Raw genomic sequence first — 21,643 nt, 5'->3', positions numbered from 1 at the left:
GAGGACAAACCGTTGAAATGTACTCTCCGATCGATCGTTGCCGTCATCGTCTCCTCGTTTGTCTGGGCTGGCATAACCAGCGCTCAGACTGTTGTTTACGACAACATGACCAACCCAAGTAACCACTTTCTAAACCAAGGTGGTGCTGTTTGGGGAGACACACTCAGCTTGGCGGGCACCGAACGCCAGATTCAGCAGTTCGATGCCATGGCTTGGAATCATGGCGACTCCATCGTTACTGCTGATATAACTGCCCAGCTTTGGGCCGGCGGCCTGGGCGCTGCTCCCAGTGCGCTACTTTGGCAACAAACAACCGCGAACGTCAGCCTACCTGTTGGCAGTACTCCAGTCTCGTTCAGCGTTCCGGATATCGTCGTGCCCGATGATGTCACATTCACGATCCAATTCACAAATGTGTTAGGACTTGGCGGCTGGAGCCCCACCATGGGACTCGCCTATGCCAACCCCCCCACTGTCGGAAGTAGTGGTAACTTTACCTGGTGGTACAACGCTAATGGCACAGCCTATCCAGGCTGGAACACCATGTCATTTGGTTTTGTAACGAATAACTTCATGGCCAGGCTACACGCTGTGCAAGCACCGCCAACCGGTGCCTGCTGCTATTGGGTAGGTGATGCTGAAGCCGTGCGAGGCCCTACCAATACCAACTGGGCTTGTGCTGAAATGACCCAAGGTGAGTGCCTCTTAAAACCTCAATCAACCTATCTAGGTGATGGCATTTCGTGCGCAAATGCAACATGTCCTGCCATTGGTTGCTGCTGCTACATCAATCCAGGCGATTTGTTTTGGTCACAGTCAATTATTTCAGAGAGCCAGTGCGCAGAACTGCCCTCCTCTGTGTTTGCTGGTATCGGGTCCACGTGTGAGAACACGGTTTGTGACGCCCAAGGTGCTTGCTGTTACTTCGACGCAGTTCTTGATGACTTTACCTGCGTGACTGTCAGTGAAGAGATCTGTTTTAGCCTGGATCAGAGCACGTACCTTGGAAATGGCTCCAGCTGCGAAACCGCTGAATGCTGCGGCCCATGTGTCGATCCCCCAGATGACATGATCGCTTGGTGGCCCCTAGACGATGATCCACTCTTAGCGTCTGGTATCGCTGCGGAAATGATTAATGCTTACGACGGCATTCCCTTCAATGCCACCCAAGGTCAGGTTGGCAAAGTCAGCGAGAGCTACAGATTTAATGGTGTTGATAGTGCCGTAAGAGCCTTTCATGACATTGATATCCAAGCAAAGCAAGACTTCTCTATCGATGCGTGGATCTATATGGATAGTTACACCAGCAAAGAAAACCCGATTGTCGATGATCGTAGCCCCGGACATGTTGGCTATTACTTCTTTGTCCACGATGCACATTTGGGCCTTGAACTTGGCGATGGGCTTGGCTCGTCTCCCTTTACATCTATTTGTTGCTCGGGCCCCCTTGTCGGAACCATGGGATGGCACCATGTAGCCGTTACCGTAGACCGCGACAATTCCAATGGCGTCACCTTCTATGTTGATGGTGTTGCCCACCCCACAACCTATGATCCAACTGAAGAGTTGGGGTCACTGGCAAATACCGAGCCGACATTAATCGGCCACGCAATGCTGCCTTATACCGCTGGGACTATTCCTAAATTCATGGGCCGCATCGATGAGGTAGAAATATTTAATCGAGTGCTGAATCCCACTGAGGTGGCCGGCTTAGCAAATGCCGGCTGTGCAGGTAAGTGTAAAGATCAATGTGGCCTCCCTCCTGTCACACCGTTTTGTTATAGCAATACATCAAAAACAGTCACCATCACACTCTGCAACGACAGCGTCACCGACCACCTCTACCTTGTTGACTTCCAAGGACTCCCTGCTGGTGCTGGATGTGGGTCCAATGGTCCAACAACATTCACGCCCGCTGGGCCCTTGCCGATTATGGTGGCAGCACAACAATGTGAAGACATCATTGTGGAAATTGACCGACCACAAGATCTCAATAGCCTTGGCGATACTGCATGTTGGCAAATGACGGTATTAAACCTAGACACCGGGGCCGTCAATAGCTGTGAAGGCAAGTTGGTTCATCGTGGCTGGTTCTGTTTCGAAAAGGAACCCAAGCCTGCAACGCCTGCTGTTGGCGTAGTGATTGACGATGAAGTGATCGTCGGAAACCATCATGAGGACAACACAGAGGTCTTCCCCTATCGATTTATTGCCTATGACCCCAAGGGACAACCCAACCCAGCGGTTCGCCTCAATGGCCAAGAAGCAGGCAAGCCAGTCTATGGCAAAGTTGTGCTAAAACCAGGACAACAAGCTGAGCTACCGATTCAGTTTGAAATCATCCAGCACCTTCCACTAGAACTCATTGAGCTTCATCTGGAATCAATGAGTCCACTTGATGATGCGCCGCCAGAAATATTAGCCTGGAATATACGGAGCGCTTTACCGAGCTATCCAAAACTAGATGGTGATGCAAATGGAGACGGCAAAGTCGACTTTGATGACTTCAGCATACTACTCATCCAGTGGGGCGCTTGCAGTGAGCCATGCCAATTGGACTTTGATTGCACAGCTGACTTTGATAACAACTGCTTTGTTGACTTGGATGACTTTTCACTTTTACTGATCAACTTTGGTTCTACGCTTGAGTAGCTCTTTTTGTTGTGACTAACATGAACTAACTCAGCTAGATCAAATCAATCAATTTCACCTCTCTTTATTTCTATAGAATCATTCGTACATGACAGAAAAAAAGCGGCTACTGATTACTGGTTGCAACCGTGGGCTAGGCCATGGCATTGCGACAGTTGCTATTGAACAAGGATATGAGGTGATCGCACTGGGGCGAACCGAGCCGAAGGATCTCATGAACGGCAACAGCCTAAAGTTTACCCATGTTGATTTCGGGGAACTTGATTCCATCGCAACAAGCACACGAACCGCGCTTCGTACAATTGATCATATTGATTTGGTTGTTCTAAATGCTGGGATTCTGGGTAAGCTTGCTCATATGTCAGAGGTCGATACTTCAGATCTTAAACAGACAATGAACGTGAATGTTTGGTCGAACAAGATCCTTCTTAACACCTTGTTTGATTTACCAATTCGTATCAACTCTGTACTTGCTATTTCATCAGGTGCTGCAGTCGGTGGGCACAGTGGCTGGGCTGGATATGCACTTTCTAAGGCAACCTTTGTCATGCTGATTAAGCTCTTTGCGAATGAGCATCCAGACACGCATTTCTTGTCACTCGCCCCCGGCTTGATTGATACCAGTATGCAATCGACGATTCGGGATCTTGACCAAGATCAGGCCTTCCCCAGTTTTGGGAGACTTCGTGCCGCCTATGGAACCCCCAATATGCCAAATCCTGAAGATGCTGCCAGGCATATATTCCATATGCTCACTGGACCGATGGGTCAGCTGCCGAGCGGCGACTTTGCCGATATCAGAGATCCAAACTTAGAGTTCTGATCCTTAAAGTACCTGCCCAATGCCTCCCACTTGCAATGTTTGGCGTGCGCCCTACCCTGAGGTCATGCGACCATTCACAGGCATCATCATGATTTGTTACGGCCTCTTCCTTTGGGCAATCGCCATCGCTGCGGTTAGTTACATTCCAGCTGGCACCCCACTTGAAGATCAAACCCAGCAATCCCAAGCAGAGGTGGCGGCAGTTGAATCAGCTGATGCCACTCCTCAAGCGGCAAACGCTTCGGTCAAGGAGTTTGGCGAGATCGCCTATAACGCCAAAGCTAAGACAGCATTGCTTTCTGGTGGCATTGCCGGAGGCCTCTCATTGCTATGGGGATTTTTGATCGTTTCTCGACAACGATGGGCAGTGGTCACTGCAATCGCCTCCACACTACTCTTTTCAGTAGCGTTCGCATGGCGAACAATTGCTGGATGGACTGCCTATACCGATGGTGCCTCACATAAGTGGTATGCAGCAACACTGATCTCAATCATGTGCGCTGTCAGCCTGATCGTTCTTGTCATACTCATCATTGATCTGCTTGATAAAAAGCAAGATGCTGAAGAACCACAAGCCACCTGACTAGAACGAATGACTGGACCAATATGGATCAAGCTGATCCAACAATACGCGTCACAATCATTGACACCGAGACCACTGGCATCAGTCGTGACGATGAAGTCATCGAGGTCGGCTTAGTCCAGCTTGAAGTTTCATCGTCCAGCGGCCAGGTACTCAATATCAGTGAACAGTACAGCGGCCTTCGTGAGCCGAACTGTCCCATGCATCCAGCGGCAGCTCAAACACACGGCATCTCGCTCACTGAATTACGTGGGAAGCAGCTCGATGAAAATCGTATCGTCACCTTGATCGAAGCGAGCGAAGTACTGATTGCGCATAATGCAGGATTCGATCGCAGCATGCTCAAACGCACACTGCCCCAAGCAGCTCACGGCCGATGGCTCTGCTCTGTGCGAGGCATCAAATGGCGAGCCAAGGGATTTGCATCAGCTCGGCTTGATCATCTTCTAGGGGTTCACCGGATTAGTCGGGCCCGATCTCATCGAGCGCTCGATGATGCCCTCGCTCTGGGAACGCTCTTGTCCCATCACGATCAAGTGACTGGCCGCCCGTATATGTCTGAGCTACTCGCCTCCACACCGCTGAGGGGTCAGAGCAAGCCTCGGTCAAAAACGCCCATGGCGGGATCTCCGATGCTCATTGAGCTTAAACGACGCCTTAAGGCTGAAGCCAGTACTCCCAGCCAGTAAAAACCTGATCTGCATTAGCTAAACGCCTCTTTCCGCATGCGCTGTCATCCAGCCAGCCTCCTTCTTAAAGGGGGTGGTACTGCTGAGGTTGCCACTTTGGCATCTTGCCTGACAGCTCACGACGCACTCTGGCAGCATCCCCCCCATCCCTCGCCCCCTAAATCGACACAAGTCAATGGGCACACTCTTTGCGACTCGGGACCTGTGAATGCGGCTGGCCAATGTAAAGACCAGCCAACGGAAACCTTTTCTCTTTATTTTGGAGGTGTGTGATGACTACTCGCACTCTATTCCCAACAGTAAACCCAACGTCCCGCGTCCGTAACGAAGTTGACCGTCTCTTTGACAGCAGTGTGATGCCCACGAACACAATGCTTCGCACAACCAACTTCAGCAACCTGACTGACACCACCGTTCCCGCGATCAACCTCTGTGAAGACGTTGCTTGCCTGTACTGTGAGATCGAACTCCCAGGTGTACCAGCCAGCAACATCGAAATCCAAACCATTGGCAACGAGCTCATCATTCGCGGCTTCGGAATTCTCCCTGTACCAACGACAGCAACTGTTGTACACAGCGAACGAGGAACACTCCGCTTTGAGCGAACGATTTTGCTCCCTTGCCCTGTTCTCTCCAATGAAATCGTCGCCACTCTTAACAACGGCGTACTCCTCGTGGTTCTTCCAAAAATTGATGCCTTCACTGGTATGAACACCAGCTGGAACACTGGCATGATGAACAACGGCCTACAAACAATGCCAATAACCAATGCCGTTTACGATCGAAACCATGGCATTCATGGCCTGGGCATGAATACAGTCGCACGTCAATGTCCAATGACACATGGCCGAACAGCCGTACCTTTCGCCAATGCACAAGGCTTCTTAGGCCAAGGCATGTTGAACGGTATGACTCAGGGCACAGTTCAGCCTGTCATGGTCCGTGTCCATGCGTAAGATTTTTTGAACACTCCACTCCCACAGCATGAAGCTACAGCTCAGGAGACAATGAGATGAACATCAATGTGAAAATCTCGAACAGCGGAAGCACTGCCAACGTCGGTCAGCAAATGAATGACGACGGATTGAGCCTGATGACCACCGGTAAATCACCACTGGTCTTCGAAGCTCCGATAGATCTCTTCGAGACACCCAGTGAGTTCTTCGTAATCGTCGATCTTCCGGGCGCCGCCCATGAGGGCATCGATGTCACAATTGAAGAAGGACATCTATACATTAGCGCACCGGTCGAACCTCGAAACTTATATGTTGAAAATACCCCAGTGCTTGTTCAGGAATATGGTGTCGGACACTTCAGTCGGAAAATCCGCCTTGGCGGAGACCTTCAGACAAGTGGAATCACAGCTCAATTCTGTGACGGAATCCTCGCCATTCGACTACTCAAGCAGCAAGTAGGTTCGCATCAGAGCGAAGCGGTGAATGTTCAAGTCGCCTGACTCGAGTCAGGGGCGTCGGTGGACCAAACGCCGACACACTGCAGGCTCAAGGATTGATGAAGATCACAAGGGACCTCGTACCAAACGGTGCGAGGCCCCTTTTTTTTAACAAGGCTGAAACAATCTTTCTCTAGCCGCCACGCAAGCCAGATTGGGCACGCGGATCCGTTCTAGAAATAATATCGCTGACACCTGATTGGTTGAATCCCTTGTAACCACCATGCCGTTCCAGATTCTCAAGATGCGATCCGATCGCTCCCTGACTCAGAAACTGCGTTGCTTGCGGACCAGTAATCATGTCATTCTCCACCAGTCGATTGACTCGACTTTCACAGACCTCCCAGCGCTCTCCAACCGTAAACTGCTGCTTGAGATAGTCCCAGTCGGTAAATGGATCCATACAAGCAAATCCAGCTGCTTCCATCTGATCACGTAGTGCTTCAAAGTCGAACTGACACTCTAGATGGTGCATACCGGCCTGGAGAATTGACTCCCCATGTAGCCCAACCCATAAACCAACTGTCCCCAAGTAGTCACGTGGCTTGAATTCCTGATGAGCGAAATCTCCCGCAACCTCCTCCGGAGACATATCAACATCTGCAAAAACGGTGAAATGACATTCTTTTTGCTCGAGAACTTGAGCACCCCAGCCAGCCTGCTCACCTGCATAGAAACGCTCTCGACACTTAAATCCAAGTTTTTCTAATAGCGCAACGAGCTTAGGAAAACCAACTCGAGACGATCGGAAGGTGTGGTGATCATGGTTGGCCCAACCCAATCCTAATAAGTCTTGCCTCTTCTTTTGAAATTGAGCCGCATTGTTTCGAGACTCCCAATATTCCCGCTCAGCCAAGAAGAAATAGGCACATGTTTGATGGACGCCAATATCAGCAATTGCGGCGTCAACCATCGCATTCAAGATGGCCCATGCATGACCATCCTCTTGAAAATCACGAGGACGTCGGCGCATTGATTCCAGATGCGAAACACCTTTGATGGCCTTTACTGGATCATACTCAGGTATATCAAATGACCGCGATCCATATCGCTCAATAACCCAGAGTTCGGCCCCAGGATCAGAAAAGATCATTGAACGCCGAATCAATGAAAAGGGCTCACCATCAATAACGTGATCTGTCTTCATTCGCCATGTACAAAGAAAATTCGCCACTGAATCGACTTTTATACCCACCCGCATATTGGTGCGACCAGATAGCACGATCTCAGGAAACAATCCTTCTTCATGCACCCAGACCTGCTCACTCTCGCGAGATGGAATGCACGTAAAACCATTCGCTTCTAACTCACTGGCCAGATCTGAATCTTGAGAAACTTCAATAAAGTCGACCCAATCACGGAATCGTGTTCCAGACTCACGCCGCATGCGTTTAGCAAAATCCTCACTTGACTTAGATTTTTGCATAAACAAGTCCAGAAGACGTGAAACAATTGCTTCAGCGCCAACCTGAGGACTCCAGTCGAAATGCTCAGTGTTATGATCAACATGACTAACTTGATTTGACATCTTAATAACTCCAAATATCCAAAACTAAGGCTGCGCTATAGAGGCACTTTCAGAGGTGTCTGAGATTGCTTCTACCCCCTTACCCCGTGGTCAATCAGACTGGCTGGTATACTGACCAATCTGATCCGGACCGTCTCAAAAAATGGCTCTATTGAGAGCCCCAAGTTACTTTTTTTAAGTATGGACGCAAGTCTACCAGACCTGTGTGTCCGACATTCCAAACACCCAGGAGTGACTTCATGCATCCCATTTTCCACCTCTCAATTGCCACAATAGCCATTTCTCTAACCATTTCCTGTGCCCCTAAGGGCCAGGCCAGTGGACGGATTCCGATCTCCCAGACAACCTCTGCAGAAGTTAAAGCTGGTGGGCCTCTCACTGCAGACTTGGCCTCTGCCAGTGACGAAGTTGCGACCTCACTTGTAAGAGACATCAACCGCCTCGCTGAAGAAGATTGGGGTGGATACCGGGTCACACTTATCTACGGTGATATTGTCAATAAGACGGCTGGCCGCGTGAGCACTGTGGACTTCGAATACGTTCGAGACCGTATTCTCTCCATGCTTTCCAAGAACCGCTCATTCCGAGACAACGTCAAGTTCGTTCGAAAGAGAGCCCGTATCGAGTCGCTCAATCGAGAAGAGCTCACTGGTGACGGCGATCCTCTTCAGGAAGGTGGCGATCCCAATAAGGTCGTTCGCCCAGAAGCAGAATATGTGTACTACCTTAATGGCGACATGTATGGAATCTATAGAGGTTCAACAGAACTTTACTACATGAAGTATACGATTGATAACGCTCGTGATGCAGAAGTCGTCTTTTCAGAAGACTATGAAGTCAAATATGACCGCTAATTAGCTTAGAGATCTTCTATGACATCCAACAACCGTTTGATATGCCATCTTGTTGCATTCATATTGCCGCTTTCATATTCCATTGGCTGCGCCCCCAAAGCATCGACTTCCCGTCTCACCACTGATGATCTACAAACGATTACGATTGAGATGGCCAAGAGCCTGGGCTCAAGTGATTTTCTAAGTGAACGTAATCCTCAGTCTCCAGATATGATTATCACGCTCCAATCAGTGCAAAACCTATCCTCTGATCTGATCCCTACAAGTGAACAGTGGTACCTGGTTGAGCGCGTGGTAGATTCACTGCCCGTTCGTGAACTCGCAAGGTCAAAGAATATTCGTTTTGTTCGGGCCGCTGATAAAGTTCGCGAGGGTCGCCGCCGTGATAATGTGCGATTAGACGATGCCAGCGATAGAGCCCCAACCCATATTCTTACCGCAACTTACACTTCGGTCGTACGAACAACCGCAAATGAGCGAACCGATGCCTACTACTGCGAATATTCGATTGTTGATCGTGCGTCAGGAGAGCTTGATTGGATTGATAAATTTGAGTTTAAGAGAGAAGCTTTTGGCCTGAGTTGGGACTAACTCGCTCTGACTATATTTGCTGCTCATGAATGGAGGTGACCGTGAGCACCAAGACTAATGAAATGTTGTTTTTGAGCCAGCGGCATGTTCTTAGAACCATTGCCGTCATTTTTTTATGCGCTACAGTGCCCGTTGGCTGTGTAAGCAAACCTAATCATTCACTCATGAGCAGTGTCAAGGCTGGCAATTATTCTGATGCCCGAGAGGCTATTGATGCAGAGTATGGAAAGAGTCGAGACAAAAAAGACGATCGAAATTACATGCTAACTCGCATGCGTGAGGTCATGATTGATCTCGCTGACGGAAAAGGTGAAGACTCTGAAGACACTGCGAATGAGGTCTATGAAATTCTGCGAACACAAGGTATCAATAGAGATAAAACCATTAGCTCTGTTGTCCTCAACGAAGACCTCAAATTCTGGAAGGGTGAGCCATTTGAACAAGCCATGAGCTATGCCTACGTAGCCGTACAAAAAGGTCAAAAGGGCGAGTGGGACAATACAAGAGCTGCGGCAAATCAATCACTATTCATGTTGAAGGATTTTGGTCAAAGTGAGTATGGCGGCCGCAAGAGTGGCGAGGATATTGCTGTCGAGTCAAATCGCCGTGGCCGGAGCCGAGGAAAGGACTACCTCGACAGTGGTTACGTGGTAGCAAAAACAAACTTTGTCTATGGACACCTGCTCAGTGGTGCGGCGAGCTGGGTTCTCGGCCGCAAAGATGAAGCGCGTGATCAATTCCGCCAAGCGCTCAAGATCAAACCCAAACTCAAAAAACTGGTCAGCAAATTGGAATCAGATCAATGGAACACACTACTTGTTGTTGACTATGGCCTCGGCCCTCAGAAAGTAGCCTCTGGACCAGACAACGCAATTGCGAGCTTCAGGCCCTGGAATAAATTTGGCTACAAGGCACCACTACAAGTTAAGTTTGATGACGTAAACTCAAACTATCCAATTGTCTGCAATCTAGATGAGATGTCGGCAGATCATATGTGGAACAACCTCGAAGATGTTCGGGTGGCGAAGTCTGTGGTTGGCACAGGCATGATGGTTGCCGGCGGCGTCCTACTTGCTCAGGATGATGACACTTCAAAGTATGTTGGACTCGGTTTGTTACTCGCCGGCGCGGTCAGTAAGGCTGGAGCTCATGCTGACACAAGATATTGTGAGATCATGCCACAACGCGTATATTTAGCACCAATTAAAATCACCCATCCTGATACGTTGGTATCACTCAAAGTCGCGGGGCAATCTGGCTCTAAACTTCATCTTTTTGGTATCAACCCCCCTGCACCACATGAACGCGCCACGATGCACTATGTGCGACTCAATTCTCAGAATGTCGCACCCGAATGGGCGACTGCTGATCAACTCATCTATACGAACGATACATATAGTGATCCAATCACTGGCAGCGATCTTCCCTTTATCCTGGGCGGCAAGGATGTTCGTCGCCCGACCAATGAGGTCTTAATGGAGTACCAAGCTGCAGGCAATCTGACTGATCTAACGCTTGGTGATCTAGAAGAGCTTTATCGCGCTGAAGGCATTGCCCTCGATACGTCGGAGCGCATTCAGTTCCAGCAAGCGGGCGGTGGTATTGAGTACCAACGCCATATCCTTGAAGGAGGCCGCTCTCTGGTGCCACCAGAGATGAGTTCCGCTGCTTATTCTCGGATATTTGCCCAAGAGCATCCCCCTTATCAGGCCAAAAGTGAAATAGTGCGAGAACTTCGCAAACAAATCCGCAAAGAAGACGCCCGTGAGGCGTCTAACCAAGAAGAAAAGACTGGCTAAACAGTCTTTGGGTAGGTGCGCAATGACACCCGCTCATTATCTCAGAGGAAGGCAAATCAAATATGAACCCTAAGACTCTAAGACAGACCGGGTACCTCTTACTGATTGCAGCGGCTTGCCTTGTTGGATGCCAACCAACACCAATGCCCCCACCGGCGGGACAAACTGATCCATTCCCTGCACGAAACTACCCACAGATCACTGTTGCAGAGAAACTTGATGACTTTGTTGGCTTTGGCCCAGCAAACATTGATGAAGGTCCACCGATGACCGTTGCTGTGCCAATACGTGTACTGGTAGACCAAGGTGATTTAAGTGTTCAGTATCGTTTTTTATTCTTTGATTCGGCAGGACGGATACTGAATCCCAATAGGGACTGGAGGTACATGGAGCTACCCGCACTGACGCGAATGTTCATGGAAGGCACTTCGCTCGGAAATGATGCCAAGGATTGGAGTCTTGAAGTCCGACCTGCGAGATAGCGACGATCAGCGCGAGCATTAAGAGGGAGCCCAATTATGTATGTGCAAAATATTTTGGCGAGTTGCTGCTTACTCTTAGTGGCAGGATCAGCCCTCGGGCAGCGACTTCCAGAACCCCCCCTCTTGGATCCCAACATCAATGAAAAGGATGAAACCTTTGTCGCGGCTTACCGAGCAATGGGACACCCACGATTCCTTATTCAGACAATTGTCGCTGGCCCTCCAGGTGACGCACAGGTCAATCAATACAGACTTGATCAAGCAGCAGATCTTGATAGCCGCCTGAAAGGAAGTCTCTTAAGCCAAGGCCACGTTGATTTGATTCCAACTGGTCCAGCCATGTACACGCTACACGGTACACCACCCATTTTGCCTGGCGAAGTCAGAGTTGATCAAGCCCAGTGGACAGCGTGGTGGGGTCGTTTTCGTGAACACGGCCAGTCAACATTGATTTCTATTTCACCGCAAGATCGCTCTGAACTCAAAGTACTGGAATCGCTGCCACTCGATAGCCCCATCATCGCTGCCAAAGCGATTGGGGTTGCTGAAGAGGCAGAGATTGTCGTCTTGATTCGCTTGCTTGATACACCACAAAGACGTGGCGCGCCTGTTCAAGCAACTTATACCATGGTCGATCTTTTACGAAATCGCGTCATCGGCTCACACGCTTGGGAAGTACGTGCAAATTCAAGGAATGCTCCCTGGACAACCGTGCATGCCAATGCACTGGCTCATCGCATCATGCGAGACTTCTCTGCGATTGATACGAATAGTGGTCGTGGCTGTCGTTTAGTTCTAGAACTCCCTTCAAATCAAGTTCAACCAGCAAAACTACGCGATGCACTGAGCCAAGTGCCTGGCGTCGCGCCTCACTCAATTAATTTAGGTGTCACTCCGATCAGCGAAGATGTATCGAAGGTGTCTATGGCCTTTGATTTCACCGGTGATGTCACACAACTTCATCAAGATCTTGATGCACAACTTGCCATACTAGGCTTTGGGACATCCGAGATTCGAGCTGCCCACAATGGTCGGCTTGAACTTACGCTCAAGCCTCCTTCATCACCAGAACCTATAGAACTCGTTATTGATGGATCACTCAGCGTTGAACAACTACAAGATTTAAAAGACCAATTGAGACAGATTTCCGGAACCGATGCCAACTCAATTGACCTCGCCCAAGAGTCTCAAAATCAAGATCAGTCTCAGTACATCATGAATTTTGTATTCCGTGGAAGTCTTTTAACACTAAGGAATGAAATTGTTGAGATTCTTAATCGACTGACTGAAGACAGCGTCACTGTGATATCAGCAACGAACAGTCGGTTACATGTTCGGTTTTTGAAAGCACCACTACTCGAGCCTTTTTCTCTAACAATTCATGGCGCCTTGGCAGAGGGGGGGCTGGCTAGACTTGTCAATAAGATTAGCCAACTGAATGGCATCGAGAAGGCTTCTGTAAAACTCACAGACGAAGTCGTAACGAGCGGAATGCCTCCATCTCGCACGATCACCTTTCAATATTTTGGCACGTTAATTGATCTGCGCGAATCGATCAATCAACTTGTACAGGACGAAACAAATGAACCAATTGTGGTTTACTCCGTCAACCCCGAAGGAATGGTACTGGGCATCAGCTCTGCGCCTGCTTTAGAAAGATTAGTTGTGCTTCTGCAAGGCCCTCTTGGCTCAAAACCACTTGGGACTTTGCGTGACGATGTCACACATATCCAAGGCGTGCAACCAGCGTCTGTGCGGATGCTCGAAGAGCGTATGACTGAGGGCCAACCAGTCTTGGTTATTGAGCTTGCGTACGAATCAGATCTGATCCAAGTCCGAGATAAGATGCTCGCTGCCGTGAGCCGTTTTACAGATCAGCCCACTATTGTCGTCAGTTCAGACCGGGAACTACTCACCCTCTTAGTTGACCAGATTCCAGATGGAGACTATTTGCGAGTGCAAATTTTGGGTCAGTCCATCGCTGGAGCTGCTCAAGCACTGACACAAGCAATTGCATTATGCCCAGGCGTAGAACCTGATTCTGTTCAGGTTTTTCGAGAAGATACCTTTGATGCTGGAGATCGCTTAGAACTTACACTCTCTTGTACTGGAAGCCTTGCGACTGTCAGAGATGCCATCCTCCGTGCACTAGAAAATGAAACCGGCGATGAGATCAATGTTCTGGCGGCGGCTCCCGGCAGGCTTGTCTTTTCCATCCGAGAAGCAGATTCTTCAAACGGACTTATTGTCAATAACAACAACACAACAATTCCGGATTTTGCAACGCCACAGTCTAATTTTCTGGCGGTCCCGGATTATGGCCGTATGCAAAATGCAGTTGGGATGGTCGTCGTACGCCCTGCAGATTCACCGTCAGTTATTGCCACCGATGATATTTTGAGTCTCGGCACAGCGTTTATGGTTCTTGATAACGGCCAAATGATCACCAGCCGCCACGTGGTCACGAACGATGGATCAACCGACTATCGCTACGACGTCCTGTTTGACGGTGGAATCAGCGCCCAAGCTACAGTCACCCATATCAGCGAAGATCTTGACTATGCAATTCTAGATGTTGGACTTGATGGCATCGAACCACTATCTACCTCAACCCAAGTTAATCCTGGTGAGCCAATATTCGTGTATGGATTCCCATCCGCCGCTGGGTATTGGGCTGCAGCTGTAGATCTGACAGATTCCACTGCCCCATCTTCCGAAATGTCCAGGCACCATCGGGTGCTCAATGTGACCAGTGGAAACATCAGTGCCATCCATGACACCCATGGACCATTTGGGCGTTTGATCCAATGCAATGCCACTGTGTATCCCGGCAATAGTGGTGGCCCAATGGTGAATCAAGCCGGTGAAGTCATTGGTGTCATGTCAGTCCGTGCTTTCGATCCAGATGACCCATCCAATCAGCTTGAGAGCATCAATGGAGCAATCAGCATGGATGCCATCCTGAGCGATCTCGGGCAAATCCCGACCGCCACAACCGAGCCCTAAACAGCTTCCGAGCCCCCACTTCACAATATATGGCTCTTAGAGACGCCTAAATGGCGTTTAGACCAATCGTCCGCTGCAGGAGCCACAATGGCAGGCTCCGCATCCCCCAAACCACCACAGTGGCAGATCCACCAAGTACACAGCTCGTTTTAGGGGCTTTTGCTGGCGATTTGGCTTCATCTCAATCATGCAGACACAACGGCACACCGCTTGCGGATGGGATATCTAGAGCCAAGCACCGAGTGCCTGGCAGGAACGCTAAAGACGGCATTTTAGAAAAACATAAGTAAGGACGACTGCCATGAAAAACACAATGACTACAGAACAAACAAACTGCTGCCGAACCATCCAACACAATCTTGATGAAATGATCAAAGCAATGGCTCCAGGCTATCGGGTCGTTACCTCAGACGACAGGTGCCTAAGCGAACTCGCTGCTCCTCCAGTGCTTGAAGTTTCCGAGGACGCCCAAAACTACTATGTAGAAGCTCTTCTACCTAACACCGCCAACCCAAACCTCAGTGTAGAAGTGACCCAAAGTGAACTGATTATCACAGGAAACCTAGATATTGAGATCACTTGTGACAATACAGAAGAAACTCGTACTCCAAAATACACACGAGCAAATATCTCATTTGAACGTGCCATCCTAATCCCTGATTGCATCAGCCGAAAACGTGTTACTGCTCGAATGAGCAATGGGCGATTAGATATTACGCTTCCAAAAATGAACGCTCGTTCCAACATGATTGAAGTCTGCTCTAACTAAACAAATACAAAAGAGCACACCATCTACAAATTGCCTAAGGAGGTGCGCCATGACTACTGAAATGCGAAAACAAAGTGAATTATGCAAGGGCGTCCAAAACAATAGCGGCGAGCACAAAAGCACGCGACATGGAACATTTGCAGTTATCAAGGATGCTTGCCATAAGCTCTCCGACTCACTACATCCTCGTCATCAGAAGCGGCACATAAACTTAGCCACACCAGTCGATGTTTTTGAAGAAGCAACATCCTTTATCGTCCTCGTAGACGTTGCTGGTGCTCACGACGAAGACATTCAAGTGACTGTCGAAGGCGACACGCTCCATGTACACGGACAAATCAAACATTCTTCAGCAAGCAAAGTCGCGGGAATGAAATCACGAGTACAGGAGTTTGAAGATGGTGAATTCTGTCGCCGAATTAGGCTTGGCGGGGAAATTGAGATTGAACAAATCGAAGCTCATACAAGCCAAGGCATCATGACAATACATCTACCAAAACTTAAAACGTTCAGCCGCAAGAACGTTACGGTAGAGGTTGCTTGACCTCAAACTGCTAGGCCCTTAAGTGGGCCTGGTGGAGTTAGCTCTTCTTACTTCTCTGCTTCCTCACCTGGACGGAATACAAAACGCAAGCCTCTCTCTCCTTATGCGTTCCTCCATCTGTCCCCAAGACTCTTCTGGGGACTCAAAAATACAAAGGCCTGGGTATCGTCCGACCCAGGCCTTTGTGCGTTTTGTATCTTCAACATTTATGTTCTCTGTCATAAAAATGAGCGGCTTGTTCCTTCAGTTTATGCTGCACGACTGCCGCTTTATTTAGACGCAATCCACTCATGATCTACCATGCAAACACCCGCATCTGGTGAGCGAGAAGATGAATAAAAATGAGAACCAATGACATCAAAGAGGAATGCATTAGGCACCAGGTCCTGACACCTCTGATTACCCCAGACATTAATAGCGACTCTATATTGACCTGGAACCAATGGAAGCTTGGCTATTATGCAACGAAATGAGCCTGACTTGCTTAGATTGATAAGTGGCGTACCTGTGTAGACCGTCGATACTTCAGTGATAACACCACCAGTTTGGTCAGAAATCTCCATACTGACATGCATATCACCATGCAGATTATCATTTTGAAAATCGCATTCAATAGTCAATTTATCGCCACCTAAGAACTGACTCTTTGATTCTCCATCACTATTCAGTAACCGCCCGCCAACAAGTCGAATATCACCTGCACCAGAACGATTAGGATTATCGGTGAATGCGGAGTTGGAGCCCTCCGCTAAGCTTGTCAGGTACTTTTTCAGTACATCCTGCGTAGAGCCATCCATTGTCACCTTCCCACCCTCTAGTAGGATCGCGCGGCTACACAATTGTTTAACTGCTGCAAGATTATGACTAACAAAAAAGACTGTACGCCCATCCTCTGTTGATACTTGGTTCATCTTTTTCAAACAACGCTGCTGAAAAGCAATGTCGCCAACCGCGAGCACCTCATCAATAAGTAGAATTTCCGGCTCCAGATGGGCAGCGACTGAGAAAGCTAACCTCACATACATTCCTGATGAGTAGCGTTTCACAGGTGTATCTAGAAATTGCTCAACACCTGAAAAACTAACAATCTCATCAAATCTATCTTTGATCTCTGCGCGGCGCATTCCAAGAATTGAGCCGTTTAGGAAAATATTTTCTCGCCCCGTAAGCTCAGGATGAAATCCCGTGCCCACCTCGAGTAGAGAAGCAACACGGCCCCGATAAGTAATCTCGCCTTCTGTTGGCATGGTGATACGACTGAGCAGTTTTAAGAGCGTGGATTTGCCAGCACCATTGCTACCAACAACGCCCACGACTTCGCCCTGATTGACCTTAAAACTCACGTTCCGAAGCGCCCAGAACTCTCTCTGGTCGCCACCATGCTCACTGAGTCGGCGTAAACGACGCAAAGGTGCGCTCAGCATGCCGACGATGAGTTCTCGAAACTGCCTAGGGTGTCCAGATTCACCGCCAATACGGTACATCTTGCCGAGGTTTTCAACGTTGATGATCTGATTGTTCATTTTCTGGCAACCAAGTCCTTGCGGCAGGAATCAAGCAATGTCTGCGAATCGTCTTTCTGTTCGCCGGAAGAAGAACAATCCAAATAACAAGAGCAAAATCGCGATAAGAGTCGAAACACCTATGGCCATAAAATTCCAGGGTGCCCCCAGAAGACTACTCCTGAATCCATCAATGATACCTGTCATAGGATTCAATGCCAGAATCCACTGATACTGCTTAGGAACAATACTGACTGGATAAATCACTGGACTGAGATACATAAGAATCTGGACGGCAAATGGCACAACGTAACGCACATCACGGTAACTAACACATAAAGCTGAGAATATCAGTGTGATACCGAGAGATGTCAAAATTACCAGTAGAACCAAAAGTGGAATAGCAAAAGTAGACCAACTTGGATGCACGTCATATATGAGCATCAGAATTATAAGAATAATGAATGCGATACAGAAATCGACAAAGGCACTACCAAGTGATGCCGCAGGCAGAAACATACGTGGAAGATAGACTTTTGTCAGTAGATTCTGCTGGCCAATCAAACTTGTCGAACCTGAAGTAAGAGCAGCACTAAAAAATTGCCACGGCAACAAGCCTGCGTAGACGAAAACCGGATAAGGAATCTCACTATCTGAATTGATTCCAGCGACCTTGTTAAAGATGACCGTGAAGATCAACATTGTCAGGAGTGGCTGGATGACAGCCCAAAGCACACCAAAAATGGTCTGCTTGTACCGAACTTTGATATCTCTTCCTACCAGGAAAAAAAGCAGCTCATGCTGCCGAAACATCTCACCCCAGTTGATACCGATCCAGCCTTTCTGGGGCTTGATCACTATTTCTTGCAGTGGTATGGCTGGGCTCGCATCTTCGCCCTGAGAATGCTGTCTCATACCTATTCCATGTTCACATCCCTCTGGGATGTCCTCCTTTAGATCCCTCATGAACCATAAATCGGGCTCAAAATGAGCTGAAGGCCACTTCTGCCCAACTGAATGGTATGTCGGCGATCCATCCACCGACCTTGAGCAACCCTCATTATTCGTCCCATACAGGGCACTCAGCGTGAGCTTATAGAGCCTCCCCGCCACCAGAGGCCCGTCGACAGCCAATTTGACACCACCCCTGCCATAGGCCCTGCATGAGTGGCAGAGCAATCATCAATAAAACCGTTTTTGAGGCCTCTATTGCCAGGCACACCCGTTGCGACTGCCTATGGCAGAACGGCCCCAGAATTCCAGTGGGGCCCACAGCTATAAGGAGTAGACCAATGGAATGGACTAAAGAAGAAAAAGCTCGCCAAGGTTCGTCAACTGCCGCAATGCTTGAACGCCTCCCCTGGCTTGATGCAGGACAAGAAACAGGACACTCAAACATGAGCTCCACATCTACTGACTCAATCATACATCCACCTGTACGCTTACATGAAAACGAAGAAATGTTTCAATGTGAAGTCAGGATGCCAGGCGCCTGTGCTGACAATGTAGAAGTCACACTCATTGGAACAGACCTCTATGTAAGAGCAACACGCATGCAGGTCGATGCCCCAGATGCAATTTGTCTGCAGTCAGAGCTCTTACCCAACCGGTACCAACGATGCATTCATTTAAACCATCTTGTTGATCCAGACAATATGCGAGCAATATTACTAAATGGCATCCTTTACATAACCGCTTATAAACGAAATGTGCCTGACACTATTAATGTCGACGTTGTTTCCACTGCTTAATCAAACGACACGTCTGACTTGAATCACCAACGGCAGAAGATCCTAGTTGCCGGATAAACAAAGGACTAGAACAATGACCATCCAAAATTTTAACACCGTACGTAATCCATTAAGCACTTGGCTAGGTTGGAATACCCCATATGTTGACTGGAATAGATCAGCCCGTACTCGCAATAACTGGAACACGCCTGTAACAACTCATTGGGATGCAAATCAAAACCGAAGCAGAGTCCGTCCCCAAATGATGAACGCCACACAACGCTGGAGCCATCTACCACTGAGCGCAGGCCTGAGTAGTGTCTCAAATACACTCAGCAACCGTGTGACAGCTCCCGAAAAATCGCCAATGAGATTTCAGGCTCCAGTCAATGTCTTCGAAACCGAGGCCCATTATCAGGTGACTGTCGAACTACCTGGATGCTCAGCAACCTCGATCGAGTTAGTCTACGAGAACGGCCAACTCATACTCAAAGGAACAGTAAACACACTGGAATACCCAGAATCTGCCCGCCAAATACTTACAGAGTACCGCGTTGCAGACTACTACCGAGAGTTAAACTTTAGCCACAAGATCGCAACAAGTGACATCAAGGCAGACTTTCGCAATGGCCTGTTGATGATCAATCTGCCTAAGCAAGACTGCTCGACAACAAAAGCGACGAGCGTCACCGTTGCGTAAGGAAAAGCCTAGGAATAGATCAGGGATCGGCGCAGGGTCCTGAAATACCTAGGACATGAGTCATAAAGACTCACAAATGGCTCGCTTCTCGTTCAGAGAAGCGAGCCTGTTATTTTGGAACGATCTCTATGACGAAGTGTCTTCATCGTGTTCGTGAAGATCTAGCGATGCCGAATTAATACAATAGCGCTTCCCTGTAGATGTTGGACCATCCTCAAATACATGGCCTAGGTGCGCCCCACAACCACGGCAAAGCACCTCTACTCGTAATTGTCCATGAGAGAGATCCTCGCGTTGCTCAATGGCATCACTATTCATAACATCCGAAAAGCTGGGCCAACCAGTACCAGAGTCATATTTTTCCGCAGAGTGAAAGAGCTCACAATTACAGCAAACACACTTGTAGGTCCCTGGCTTCTTCGTATCCCAGTACGCACCTGTAAATGCCCTCTCGGTTCCACCATTACGTGCAACTCGATATTGCTCTGGCGTAAGTTTCTCGTTCCAGGCATCTCCTGCCTGTTGATCTTTCTGACTCATGCCACAACTCCTCCTTTAAATCAGCCAGCAAAAAACCGGGTCCAATCCTTACCGTCACTATAGCAATGATGGTATCGGATCAGACCCGGCTGATGCGAGTCTCTTTTGATGCCTATTCTCAGTGCATGCAGTGGTTCCCAAACTCAACGAGAAAGAGGCTGAAGTCCTGTATATCCGTGGTGCCATCTAAATTAAGATCAGTCTCTGTATTCGTAGATCCGAAATTCTGTAGAAACACAGAGAAGTCATCCACATTGACCATCATGTCCCCGTTAAAGTCACCGACACAATCAGGATGTTCATGTCCGTCATCTGCCTCAGAATAAAGAACTCCGTCGATAAACACATTCGCCGATTGGTTGTTCAGCATGACATGCTCTGGTGCTGGAGGCCAATCACCGGTGCCACTAAAGCCAAACGTCACACTTTCACCAGGACTGATGTCTTGATTCCAAGCTTCCCATGCAACGGTTGATGTGTCACCATCTTTTTCTAACACACCATTCCAAACGGTCTCTAAATTTGGATCACCTTGCCATGAGAGTTCCCACCCATGAACTTCTGCATTCGCATTTGGATTTGTGATCACGACGCTACCGTTGAAGGTCCCTGACCAAGCAGAGTCAAGTTTGAAATCAATGTCCAAGGCTTCGACGATTCCGGAATCTATATCAAGGTCATCAATTGTTGGATTTATGACTGATTCGTCAAATATGACATCACAAGCTGCGAAGAAGCATTCACCAACTGGATCGATGCGTTGCCAAGCAACATAGATGATATGGCGACCAGTCCGCTCGGGTAGATTGACTTGAAAATGGTAATCCGGAAGATTCCGGTAGACATCACCAACCGCAAGCTCCTCAAGACCATTTGCACCGTCCCATGTCAATGGCTGCAATGGGTCGTAGCCATCTTTCGTCACCCAGACCCGGAAATAACTCGGATCGTGGGGCACATGGGCAAAAAATGTCAGTAAGTAGTCACCTGAAGCCACATTGGTGGCGGGCCAGTCATCACGTGGTTCATTGAGACATGAATACTTTTCACGACCAGCGCCAACAATCTCACCATCAGCAATGGCATCTTTGTAGCTATCTGGATTTTCATAGTCAGCGATGTTGCGAGAGAGCTCATGCCAGTCATAAAAAGCCTGTGTATCACAATTATTGGTCGCCCATCGAGCTGCATCTGAGCTTGGACTCTTAGGTCCTTCTTGATAGATGCTATAAACACGACTAATCGGCTGAGACATCGATCCATGCCCCATCGCAACGACTGCGGGCACTAAAATACTGGTTGCTGAAAGCCCAAATAATAATCTTCTCACGATCACGTTCCTTCCGTCCTTGGGGGCAAAGACGAGCGAGAATCCAACGATCACGACCACGGTGGCGT

Annotated in this window: 20 protein-coding genes; 15 read left to right on the top strand and 5 right to left on the bottom strand. The window is 48.6% G+C overall.

All coding sequences use genetic code 11. The features are described 5' to 3' along the window. The first annotated feature begins 12 nt into the window (after positions 1-12). The 6 genes from P8J86_07125 (at position 13) to P8J86_07100 (ending at position 6,203) form a co-directional block, all read left to right on the top strand. Positions 13-2,652: a hypothetical protein gene (locus P8J86_07125; protein MDG2054461.1), complete on the top strand. Its 2,640-nt coding sequence runs from the start codon at positions 13-15 to the stop codon at positions 2,650-2,652. 88 nt (positions 2,653-2,740) lie between these two features. Continuing rightward, positions 2,741-3,475, top strand: a complete 735-nt coding sequence (locus P8J86_07120) for an SDR family NAD(P)-dependent oxidoreductase (GenBank protein ID MDG2054460.1) — start codon at positions 2,741-2,743, stop codon at positions 3,473-3,475. Positions 3,476-3,494: 19 nt separating this feature from the next. Then, the gene (locus P8J86_07115; protein ID MDG2054459.1) at positions 3,495-4,058 is read left to right on the top strand and encodes a hypothetical protein; all 564 of its coding nucleotides are present in this window, start codon (positions 3,495-3,497) and stop codon (positions 4,056-4,058) included. Positions 4,059-4,081: 23 nt separating this feature from the next. After that, positions 4,082-4,747 carry an exonuclease domain-containing protein gene (locus P8J86_07110; protein ID MDG2054458.1) on the top strand — a complete coding sequence of 222 codons (666 nt, stop codon included), beginning with the start codon at positions 4,082-4,084 and terminating at the stop codon, positions 4,745-4,747. 272 nt (positions 4,748-5,019) lie between these two features. Next, positions 5,020-5,703 (top strand): Hsp20/alpha crystallin family protein, encoded by a 684-nt coding sequence (locus P8J86_07105; protein MDG2054457.1) that lies wholly within the window; start codon positions 5,020-5,022, stop codon positions 5,701-5,703. Between the two features lie 56 nt (positions 5,704-5,759). Then, positions 5,760-6,203, top strand: a complete 444-nt coding sequence (locus P8J86_07100) for an Hsp20/alpha crystallin family protein (GenBank protein ID MDG2054456.1) — start codon at positions 5,760-5,762, stop codon at positions 6,201-6,203. A gap of 130 nt (positions 6,204-6,333) precedes the next feature. Here P8J86_07100 and P8J86_07095 read toward each other — a convergent pair whose 3' ends face one another. Further along, complete coding sequence (locus tag P8J86_07095) at positions 6,334-7,728, bottom strand: hypothetical protein (protein ID MDG2054455.1); 1,395 nt, start codon at positions 7,726-7,728, stop codon at positions 6,334-6,336. 239 nt (positions 7,729-7,967) lie between these two features. On the opposite strand from P8J86_07095, the gene P8J86_07090 reads away from it, so the two are divergent. The 7 genes from P8J86_07090 (at position 7,968) to P8J86_07060 (ending at position 15,773) form a co-directional block, all read left to right on the top strand. Then, positions 7,968-8,582: a hypothetical protein gene (locus P8J86_07090; GenBank protein MDG2054454.1), complete on the top strand. Its 615-nt coding sequence runs from the start codon at positions 7,968-7,970 to the stop codon at positions 8,580-8,582. Between the two features lie 18 nt (positions 8,583-8,600). Continuing rightward, positions 8,601-9,173, top strand: a complete 573-nt coding sequence (locus tag P8J86_07085) for a hypothetical protein (GenBank protein ID MDG2054453.1) — start codon at positions 8,601-8,603, stop codon at positions 9,171-9,173. A gap of 41 nt (positions 9,174-9,214) precedes the next feature. Beyond that, positions 9,215-10,972 carry a hypothetical protein gene (locus P8J86_07080; protein MDG2054452.1) on the top strand — a complete coding sequence of 586 codons (1,758 nt, stop codon included), beginning with the start codon at positions 9,215-9,217 and terminating at the stop codon, positions 10,970-10,972. 62 nt (positions 10,973-11,034) lie between these two features. After that, entirely contained in the window at positions 11,035-11,454 is a 420-nt protein-coding gene (locus P8J86_07075; protein MDG2054451.1) for a DUF1425 domain-containing protein, read from the top strand. 36 nt (positions 11,455-11,490) lie between these two features. Next, on the top strand, positions 11,491-14,460 hold the full coding sequence (locus P8J86_07070; protein MDG2054450.1) for a serine protease: 2,970 nt from the start codon (positions 11,491-11,493) through the stop codon (positions 14,458-14,460). Between the two features lie 301 nt (positions 14,461-14,761). Further along, entirely contained in the window at positions 14,762-15,229 is a 468-nt protein-coding gene (locus P8J86_07065; protein ID MDG2054449.1) for an Hsp20/alpha crystallin family protein, read from the top strand. A 49-nt stretch (positions 15,230-15,278) separates the two neighbouring features. Then, on the top strand, positions 15,279-15,773 hold the full coding sequence (locus P8J86_07060) for an Hsp20/alpha crystallin family protein (GenBank protein ID MDG2054448.1): 495 nt from the start codon (positions 15,279-15,281) through the stop codon (positions 15,771-15,773). A gap of 269 nt (positions 15,774-16,042) precedes the next feature. Here P8J86_07060 and P8J86_07055 read toward each other — a convergent pair whose 3' ends face one another. Together P8J86_07055 and P8J86_07050 are read right to left on the bottom strand one after the other, a co-directional pair. Continuing rightward, complete coding sequence (locus tag P8J86_07055; protein MDG2054447.1) at positions 16,043-17,296, bottom strand: ABC transporter ATP-binding protein; 1,254 nt, start codon at positions 17,294-17,296, stop codon at positions 16,043-16,045. 30 nt (positions 17,297-17,326) lie between these two features. Then, positions 17,327-18,190: an ABC transporter permease gene (locus tag P8J86_07050; protein ID MDG2054446.1), complete on the bottom strand. Its 864-nt coding sequence runs from the start codon at positions 18,188-18,190 to the stop codon at positions 17,327-17,329. Between the two features lie 377 nt (positions 18,191-18,567). Here P8J86_07050 and P8J86_07045 point away from each other — a divergent pair, with 377 nt between their 5' ends. Both P8J86_07045 and P8J86_07040 read left to right on the top strand, forming a co-directional pair. Further along, positions 18,568-19,026 carry an Hsp20/alpha crystallin family protein gene (locus P8J86_07045; protein MDG2054445.1) on the top strand — a complete coding sequence of 153 codons (459 nt, stop codon included), beginning with the start codon at positions 18,568-18,570 and terminating at the stop codon, positions 19,024-19,026. 73 nt (positions 19,027-19,099) lie between these two features. Further along, the gene (locus tag P8J86_07040; protein ID MDG2054444.1) at positions 19,100-19,705 is read left to right on the top strand and encodes an Hsp20/alpha crystallin family protein; all 606 of its coding nucleotides are present in this window, start codon (positions 19,100-19,102) and stop codon (positions 19,703-19,705) included. A gap of 126 nt (positions 19,706-19,831) precedes the next feature. Here the strand turns inward: P8J86_07040 and msrB are convergent, their stop codons facing one another. Together msrB and P8J86_07030 are read right to left on the bottom strand one after the other, a co-directional pair. Next, positions 19,832-20,245 carry a peptide-methionine (R)-S-oxide reductase MsrB gene (gene msrB / locus P8J86_07035; protein MDG2054443.1) on the bottom strand — a complete coding sequence of 138 codons (414 nt, stop codon included), beginning with the start codon at positions 20,243-20,245 and terminating at the stop codon, positions 19,832-19,834. 118 nt (positions 20,246-20,363) lie between these two features. After that, entirely contained in the window at positions 20,364-21,575 is a 1,212-nt protein-coding gene (locus tag P8J86_07030; GenBank protein MDG2054442.1) for a lytic polysaccharide monooxygenase, read from the bottom strand. Positions 21,576-21,643 lie beyond the last annotated feature (68 nt).

The sequence above is a fragment of the Phycisphaerales bacterium genome (assembly GCA_029268515.1).
Classification (GTDB): domain Bacteria; phylum Planctomycetota; class Phycisphaerae; order Phycisphaerales; family SM1A02; genus JAQWNP01.
Note: the sequence above shows the minus strand (reverse complement) of the source record. Positions and strands in the feature narration are given on the sequence as shown.